This window comes from Dactylosporangium maewongense, assembly GCF_039531485.1.
GTDB classification, from domain to species: Bacteria; Actinomycetota; Actinomycetes; order Mycobacteriales; family Micromonosporaceae; genus Dactylosporangium; species Dactylosporangium maewongense.
Genome location: NZ_BAAAQD010000052.1, coordinates 60029 through 67306, shown reverse-complemented (window position 1 = coordinate 67306; position 7278 = coordinate 60029). Strand labels below are relative to the sequence as shown.

6 protein-coding genes and 2 pseudogenes are annotated in these 7278 nt (G+C 67.4%); 5 read left to right on the top strand and 3 right to left on the bottom strand.

Features of this window, described 5'->3' with window-relative positions:
* Positions 1-104, top strand: a pseudogene (locus tag ABD332_RS57355) (IS5/IS1182 family transposase); the annotation flags it as partial.
* Positions 105-188: 84 nt separating this feature from the next.
* On the opposite strand, the pseudogene ABD332_RS57350 reads toward ABD332_RS57355, so the two are convergent.
* Both ABD332_RS57350 and ABD332_RS60375 read right to left on the bottom strand, forming a co-directional pair.
* A pseudogene (locus tag ABD332_RS57350) lies at positions 189-530 on the bottom strand (transposase); the annotation flags it as partial.
* 448 nt (positions 531-978) lie between these two features.
* The gene (locus ABD332_RS60375) at positions 979-1368 is read right to left on the bottom strand and encodes a helix-turn-helix domain-containing protein (RefSeq protein WP_425552465.1); all 390 of its coding nucleotides are present in this window, start codon (positions 1366-1368) and stop codon (positions 979-981) included.
* Between the two features lie 494 nt (positions 1369-1862).
* Here ABD332_RS60375 and ABD332_RS57345 point away from each other — a divergent pair, with 494 nt between their 5' ends.
* From ABD332_RS57345 to ABD332_RS57330, 4 genes are all read left to right on the top strand, one after another.
* The gene (locus ABD332_RS57345) at positions 1863-3266 is read left to right on the top strand and encodes a DNA primase family protein (RefSeq protein WP_344515163.1); all 1404 of its coding nucleotides are present in this window, start codon (positions 1863-1865) and stop codon (positions 3264-3266) included.
* 230 nt (positions 3267-3496) lie between these two features.
* Positions 3497-4057, top strand: a complete 561-nt coding sequence (locus ABD332_RS57340; RefSeq protein WP_344515161.1) for a PDDEXK family nuclease — start codon at positions 3497-3499, stop codon at positions 4055-4057.
* 70 nt (positions 4058-4127) lie between these two features.
* Positions 4128-4760, top strand: coding sequence for a hypothetical protein (locus tag ABD332_RS57335; protein ID WP_344515159.1), 633 nt, complete (start codon positions 4128-4130; stop codon positions 4758-4760).
* Positions 4761-5751: 991 nt separating this feature from the next.
* Complete coding sequence (locus tag ABD332_RS57330; RefSeq protein WP_344515157.1) at positions 5752-6042, top strand: helix-turn-helix transcriptional regulator; 291 nt, start codon at positions 5752-5754, stop codon at positions 6040-6042.
* A gap of 69 nt (positions 6043-6111) precedes the next feature.
* On the opposite strand, the gene ABD332_RS57325 is transcribed toward ABD332_RS57330, so the two are convergent.
* Positions 6112-6804 (bottom strand): hypothetical protein, encoded by a 693-nt coding sequence (locus ABD332_RS57325; RefSeq protein ID WP_344515155.1) that lies wholly within the window; start codon positions 6802-6804, stop codon positions 6112-6114.
* Positions 6805-7278 lie beyond the last annotated feature (474 nt).

The following is a 7278-nucleotide window of genomic DNA, read 5'->3' as shown; positions in this document are numbered from 1 at the left end:
ACCTGTATCTGGCCGCAGCCTTCGTCACAGTCCGTCAACTCATCCGCCGCGCCCGTGCGCTCTACCGCTGGGATACCCGACTCACCACCCGCAGGCTCAAGTAACGCCCATTTGCCGGTCGCTCTAATTTTGAGGCCGGTGTATCGGGCTTGGTGGATGCCGGTGGCTGCGGTGGCCTGGTGGATGGTGCCTTCGATCCCGGCGCGGGCGCGGTAGGTCTGTTTCCAGGCGTCGGTTTGCTGCTCGGCTCGGGCGTCGTGGAGGGCTTCGTGCAGGTGGCGGGGTCGTAGCGTCAAATGTCGTCGGCGTTGCTGTGAGCGGGTGCATTCGGTGCGGGCCGGGCAGGTGATGCAGGCGCTGAGGGGGAGGCTGACCACGATGACGTCCTGGCCGTCTTGGCGGGTGGGGTTCCAGGTGGCCGAGTGGTGGCCTTGTGGGCAGGTCGCACGCTGTTGGTCGAAGTCGATGGTGAACGCGGTTCGGGCGTAGGGGCTGTTGGTGCGGGCGTGGCGGGAGGAGTCGCCGCGCATCGGGGCGATCAGGCGGACCTGGTGCTCGGTGCGGCAGGCCAGCAGGTTCGCGGTGGACGGGTAGCCGGCGTCCATGAGGTGCTCGGCCGGCAGCAGGTCCGCCGTCGGCGAGCATGTCGCGGGTTCGGCATCGTCATCGCCGAGTCGGCCACGGCGGCGTTGGGTGGTGACCACATTGGTGATCAGGTTCGGTGGCAGGGTGGGATCGGTGCTGCCATCGTCGGCCGGGGTGTTGTCGCAGGTCTCACTGAAGTGGACCTTGTACCCCTCCCAGCTGCGGCCGCGTTTCTCGCTGTAGCGGGCATCGGTGTCGTACGGGGAGATGATCCTGGTTCTGCCCGGCGGGAGCCCGTAGGTGTCGGCGTCCCGCCAGATCACCCCCCGCCCGGACTCGCCAACGGTGTACTGCTGGATCCACACCTGGCGCAGCACATCGACGGCGGGAACCTCACGCAGCCAGGTCGGGGTCCGCCGGTCGGCGACCGCCTTGAGGAGCCGGTAGCCGTCCCGGCCGACCTGCACGGCAAGCTGCTGCCGGCCGGCCTGCTCCTTCGGTAGCCGCCACTCGTCGATCCTTGCGCCGTACCGTTTGATCACCTCGGCGTCGACGTGGCCGGCCGGGCGCCACCGAGCGGGCCAGCGCGATGATCCGGCCCCGCTCGTGTTCGCTGATGCGACGTTTACGTCCCGCCCCGGGCAGATCACCCAAGCCGTCGATACCCTCGGCGTTGAACCGCGCCAGCCGTTTCCGCACCGTCTGTATGTGGCAGCCGAGCCGCGCAGCGATACCGCTGGTACGTTCACCATCCCAACTCGCCGCGATCATCTTCGCCCGCATGATCCAGTCCGCCGGCGCGTGCCGGGCACTGGCCAGCCTGCGGACCTTGCGTTCCTCCTCCGCGTCAGCGGGAGGACGGGCGTACAGCAACTTCGGCATAACGATCGCCTCCCCACCAGCATCCCACCGCAGGGCACCAGCGATCTACACCCCCAAAGAGGAACAGAGCAACCTGAGGCTTTCGGCCACGGTCCGCCTCCATCTCTTTGGCCCGGCGCTGTCCCAGCCGATTCAATGTAAGAGCACGCTGCTGGCCGGTGCTACGTGACGGATCCTGTTGCTACCTGTTGACCGCAGGTGGCACGGGATGGCACCTGCCCTGCATCGGAGCCCCCCGCCCAGAATCGCGAAGTTGGCCTGGACCGCGACTGCAACTGCGGTCGCGTGGCCACGTGCATTCTGTCGGTGGACGTGAGCTGAAGGGACGTTGGTGCGGTTGTTCCGTACCTCGACTGCTCTACGTTCGCCGACCGACCTGAGCGGGGTGGCTACAGGTGAGCGAACAGGACGAGACTGCTCCACGACTGCCGCACGCTTGGGGTGCCACGGAGGACGGCCTGGCGCAGGCGTTGGCGCACACGCATGGACATGAGCTGCGGTTCTGTCCCCAGCGCGGCACGTGGTTGCGCTGGACCGGACACCGGTGGGTCTGGGACGAGGCTGAACAGCACCGAGAGCTCATTCGGGCGTTGGCACGGGAGCTGCCGACATCGTCGCGGTGGCGGCGCTTTCGACAGGGTGCGCTGTCCGCAGGTGGCGTCTCCGGCGTGGCACGGCTCGCACGATCTGATCCGCGCCTAGTCGTCGAGCTTGGCCAGGTCGACGCGCATCCGTATGAACTCAACACGCCAGGCGGGATCGCTAACCTGCAGACCGGTGAGCTCCATGCGGCGGACCCGCAGCGCTTGCATACTAGATCCAGTGCTGTGACGCCAGACTTCGAGCGACGTGCCGAGGTGTGGGAGCGATTTCTCACGGACACCTTCGGCGAGGGCGATGCGCTGCGCATCTACGTGCAGCGGCTGCTTGGCATCTCCGCACTGGGTGCGGTCCTCGAGCAGATCCTCCCGTTCGCGCTCGGCGCCGGCGCCAACGGCAAGTCGACGCTGCTGGAGGCGTCGATGCACGCGCTTGGGCTTGGCGGCTCCGGCTACGCGATCGCAGCGTCGTCGGAGCTGCTCATGCAGCGGCAGTTCGCCGATCACCCGACGGAGCTGGCTCAGCTGCACGGCGCCCGACTGGTCGTGTGTTCGGAGCTGAGCGAGGGCGCGCGGTTCTCCGAGGGGCGGGTGAAGCAACTGACCGGCCGGGATTCCATTCCGGCCCGATACATGCGTGGGAACTGGTTCAGTTTCGCGCCGTCGCATACGTTGTGGCTGCTCGGCAATCACCGGCCTGAGGTCCGGACCGGCGGCCTCGCATTCTGGCGCCGGGTCCGGCTGATCCCCTTCACCCGCACGCTGTCGGAGGACCGGCAGGACCGTAGGCTCGGCGAGCGGCTGGCCGAGGAAGCACCGGCGGTCCTGGCGTGGATCATTCGCGGCGCGGTTGACTACCACCGCTACGGCCTACCGGAGCCGGCGGCTGTGCGGGCGGCCACAGCGGCATACGCCCGGGACGAAGACACCGTGGCGAGGTTCGTCGCCGAGTGCTGCCATCTTGCGGCCGACCAGCCGCTGGTCCGCGTCGCGACGACCCGGTTCCGGCGGGCGTATGAGCGATGGTGTCAGCAGACTGGCGACGCGCCGGTCACGGCGAAGCGTCTGACGCAGGATCTAGAACGGCAAGGTGTCCGCACTGGCCGAGGCACGGGCGGCGCCCGGCACTATGTCGGCGTCAGTCTGCTGCTGGCCGAAGATGACGCTGAGAACAGCGACGACCGCCGCGGGACCATCTAACGTCCGATCCTTCTGCTACGTCTGCCGCGTCTTGTCGACCAGCTGCGCCGCGGTTTCCGGCCCTGTGAACCAGCTCGAGTCGGCGGCCACGGAGAGTCGCCGTGCGGTGGCCAGCCTCCATTCGCCACAGGCCGTCAGCGATTTTGCCACGGCCGGCAGCTTGGCTGAGGACTTGGAGACGCTTGGCCCGGGCGGTTCCACCGGCCTGGCGATCATGCCAAGGTGAGTCTGTGACGAATGTGAAGCCGATCGAAACCCGGTACAGCGGGCATCGATTCCGGTCCCGTCTTGAGGCGCGGTGGGCGGTCTTCTTCGACACCGCCAACATCCTCTGGCATTACGAGCACGAGGGGTACCCCGTGGGCGGCCGGCCCTACCTGCCGGACTTCTACCTGCCGGAGTGCGGCACCTGGATCGAGGTGAAAGGCCACGACAGCATGCTCGACGTCACGCTCATGGAGGCCGCGGCGACGCAGTTGCCCCTGCTGTCCTACAAGGGCGAGCCGGGGCCCCGGCTGATGATTCTCGGCCCGATCGATCGTGTCCCGAGCGAGGGGGACCTCGGGTGGATCGGCATCGCCGAGGACTGGTCACGCCCCGGTACGCTGCGCCACGACCGGTTCGGGTTCGGCAGTTTCGACAAGAACCGTCGGCCGTGGTACCTAGACAACGGGCAGGTCGACGAGCGGTGGACCGTCCCCACCGTCGACACGTGGGAGCGGGGTGTACCCGGCGCGTACCTGGCGGCGAAGTCCGCCCGCTTCGAGCATGGCGAGTCTGGGCCGGGGTAAGAGCTGCCAGCCGTGCTGGTGATGCCCCGGCGCGTCGCCCGTGCAGGGGAGCTCTTCCTCGCGCGTCCAGGTGGCCGACCTGCCCTGGCCGGACGCACCCACCGAGGTGGTCCGGGCCTTTAAGGACTGGGAGCAGTGCGAGCAGAAGGCGTTCGAAGCAGACGTCGAACGCGAAGCCACCGCGCCCAACCGAATCCTGATTCCTCGGCTCAGGAAAGAACGTGCAGCGAAGTTGGGCATGGCCATCCCCGGCGAAATCGACCTCATCGTGATCGACGCCGACCACCGGCGCGTCTTCATCCTGGAGGCGAAAGCCGGACACGTCGCCACCGACATCGAGCGGGTGCTGTTCGACATCATCGACTATCACGGCGCGCCCGACTCGGGTCATGCACGCTGGGATGGCTTCCGCCCCAAGCGGGGTACTCCGTACCTCCCCAAGCTCCTCGCGAAGGCCAGTGCCGTCAGAGGTCAGCTTGATGTACTCCTCCGCGAGCACGGCGTGGACGCCGAGCGGGACGGCTGGTGCGTGATCGAGATGTTCGTGACCCCCTCACCGGTCCCGGCCGCGTACGTGCCGCACCCACAAGTCCCGTTCGCCACCATCGACTGCCTGTCGCAGATCCTGGCCAGTCCAGCTCTGCCACGTCCCGGACCGCAGCTTCGATACGAACCGCCTATACAACAGGACGACGCCCGCTGAACCTGTGAAAGGAAACGCTGACCCTGGCGGCTACCGGTATGGCGAACTGCTGACCGGGCCGTGGCGAATCGCGGCCAGCAAGTGACAAGTGACAGATGTCGCCGACTTTCAGGTTTCGCTTCCTCGCGCGATACCTTGCATCGGCATCACCGTCAAGAGTCAAAGCCGGGTTGTGACGATCACCAAGTGGGCTGGAGCGTGGCGGTTGGGCCGTAGGCACGGTGAGCGCCACTGCCGGCCGCTGTACGCGCGTCACGCGCGCGAAGCACGCTAAGCCGGTCGCGGAGTGAATCCGTCACCTGTCACCGCTCGCCCCACATTTGGTTGTTGGCCGGTCGAGGTCACCGCGGCACGCCCCTGCTTCAGTAGGTTGGTACGTGCCGGAACGTTTTCGTGTTGGTTGATGTCTGGTGTGTTTGCCTGTGACGGCCCGGATGCCTTGGTGCTTGCCGGGCCTCGGTGCCATGTTGGCGCGTTGTACCTGCTGGCCGTTGGTGCCGCTCCGCAGGGGTGCCCCGCACTTCGAATGAGGACCGTAGATATCGCGCTCCCGCGGTCGACAGCGACGGCGTGCTGGACCGTGCCCATCGTTCGTCATTGATCTTGACGCTAGTTGGCTCCTCGTGGTTGCCTCCCGGAGGAAGGCGACTCGTGGGCGGATGATCACTGTCCGCAAACCCGTTGCCGCCTGTACAAGGTCAACAGGAAGCGATGTGCGGGGGCATCGCGGACGCTGCCAGGGCTGGGTCGATCACCGTGCCGTGCGCTGGCCACGGTAGGGGTGCGCGCCGATAGGCGACGGCATGATCCACATGGTGGGCGTCAGGGTGTTTCCCGTCCACCAGCCGGGAGGGGTGCAGACCGGTGCTGCGCGAGGCAGGTACAAGATCGGGCAATCCAGAGACGGCGACGTGCCGGGATGCAAGCGGTGAGGACCAGGATCAGTGGCGTCCGGTCTTGTCCGCGATCGAGCAGCGCGCGGGGGTGCCGTGTGAGTGAGCTGCCGGATCGTCTGCCAACGGCCGATGACGTCGCCCGGATGACTCCTGGTGAGCGGATCTTCCACTACCGAAATGTCCTGAACTACTCGCAGCCTGACCTGGTCGGACACATGCGGTTGATTGCCGCGAATTACCGCGGGACCGGTGTGGATCGTCGGCAGATCTCACGCTGGGAGACCGGTCGGCACACCCCGGATCCGTACAGCCGGCACCTGTTGGCGTTGGCGTTGCGCGTGACGGTTGCTGACCTGGGTCTGCCACCGAATCCGTATTTCAGGTAGCCGCCGGGTGGGCTCGTACCGGCGAGGAGCGCAGATGGTTGTGCAGCACTGCTGGGTGCGCGGGACTACTCACATCGGAGTCCGGACGCCGTGTAGGCCTTCGCCGGGCGCTCGGACCAGGTGGATGAGATCTGCGGCGTAGGCGTGCAATGCCGCAGCCAGGTCGGTCGGGCGTTCGATGTCGTACACCGCCCCCGGCTCCGTGAACAGGTTGCCCGGCGCGTCAGGGTCACTGAGCGGCTCTTCGACGTGTTTCGCCTCGGGGTCGTCGTACCCGTCGAGGCGCTCGCGCCCGGTCCGGTACTGGTCGACGGCATCGAGGACTGCCTGGTATGCCGCTCGTGGCAGCTGATCATGCGGTGAGCCGGCATCCCGGATGTCGGTGAGGTACGCAGTGGGGTCCGTCAGGAACTGCTCGACCGTCGGCAGGGGCTTTACCGCAGCACTACTGGCCTGCCCTGGCCGTGAGCGGGCCGTGATCGCCGCGTCGGCCTGGAGGGCGTACTGCAACGCCACGCGGATGTACAGCACCGTCAACCGGTCCGCGTGCGCGGCGGCGGCGCCGGCCAGCTGCTGATACACGTGCAGTTCCGCTGGCCCGGGCTGCACGCCGCGGCCGAATTGCAGCCGATGCGAGCGATAGTCGGCAGTGTGCTCGTCAGCGGCGGCCGTGAACAGCGCCGCAGCTGCTTCGTTGGCCGCGTGACCGAGGTCAGTCAGTAGGCGTTCGTGTTCTGCCGGCAGGGTGCTGCGGCCGAGCACCTCGTGCCAATGCTGACAAGACCTCACGTGCTGTGGCCCCCTCGTTCTGCCTGCCGCTCGCGGTGCGGCCGGTTCAATCGTCGCGGTTCGGTGAGGCCGTGCATACCCATCACTGCCCCGCTTGGCACCCCTTGGCACGTTCCGCTCGCTCGGGCGAACGGCCAGTGTCGTTGGCGTGACCAGCTCAGCCAGACCACGACGCACGCATCTCGCAGCCAGGCCGCCGGTCGTCGGCGGCGCGCAGCGAGATGCATGTGGCTGACACATCACGGTTCCAGGCGTCGGTCGCGGACCGGCGTCCGGAAACCGGCTGGGGCGCCGCCGTCCTTGGCGGACACCTGCCCAGCGGTCGGCCGGAGGTCTGATGCGCAGCCACGAGTTGGTCGTCCATGACCACCGTCGCGGCATCGGTCGAGTCGGCGCACCGGTGACCTGCGCGTCACCGTATCAGCCCTTCTGCGTCCTCATGCCGAC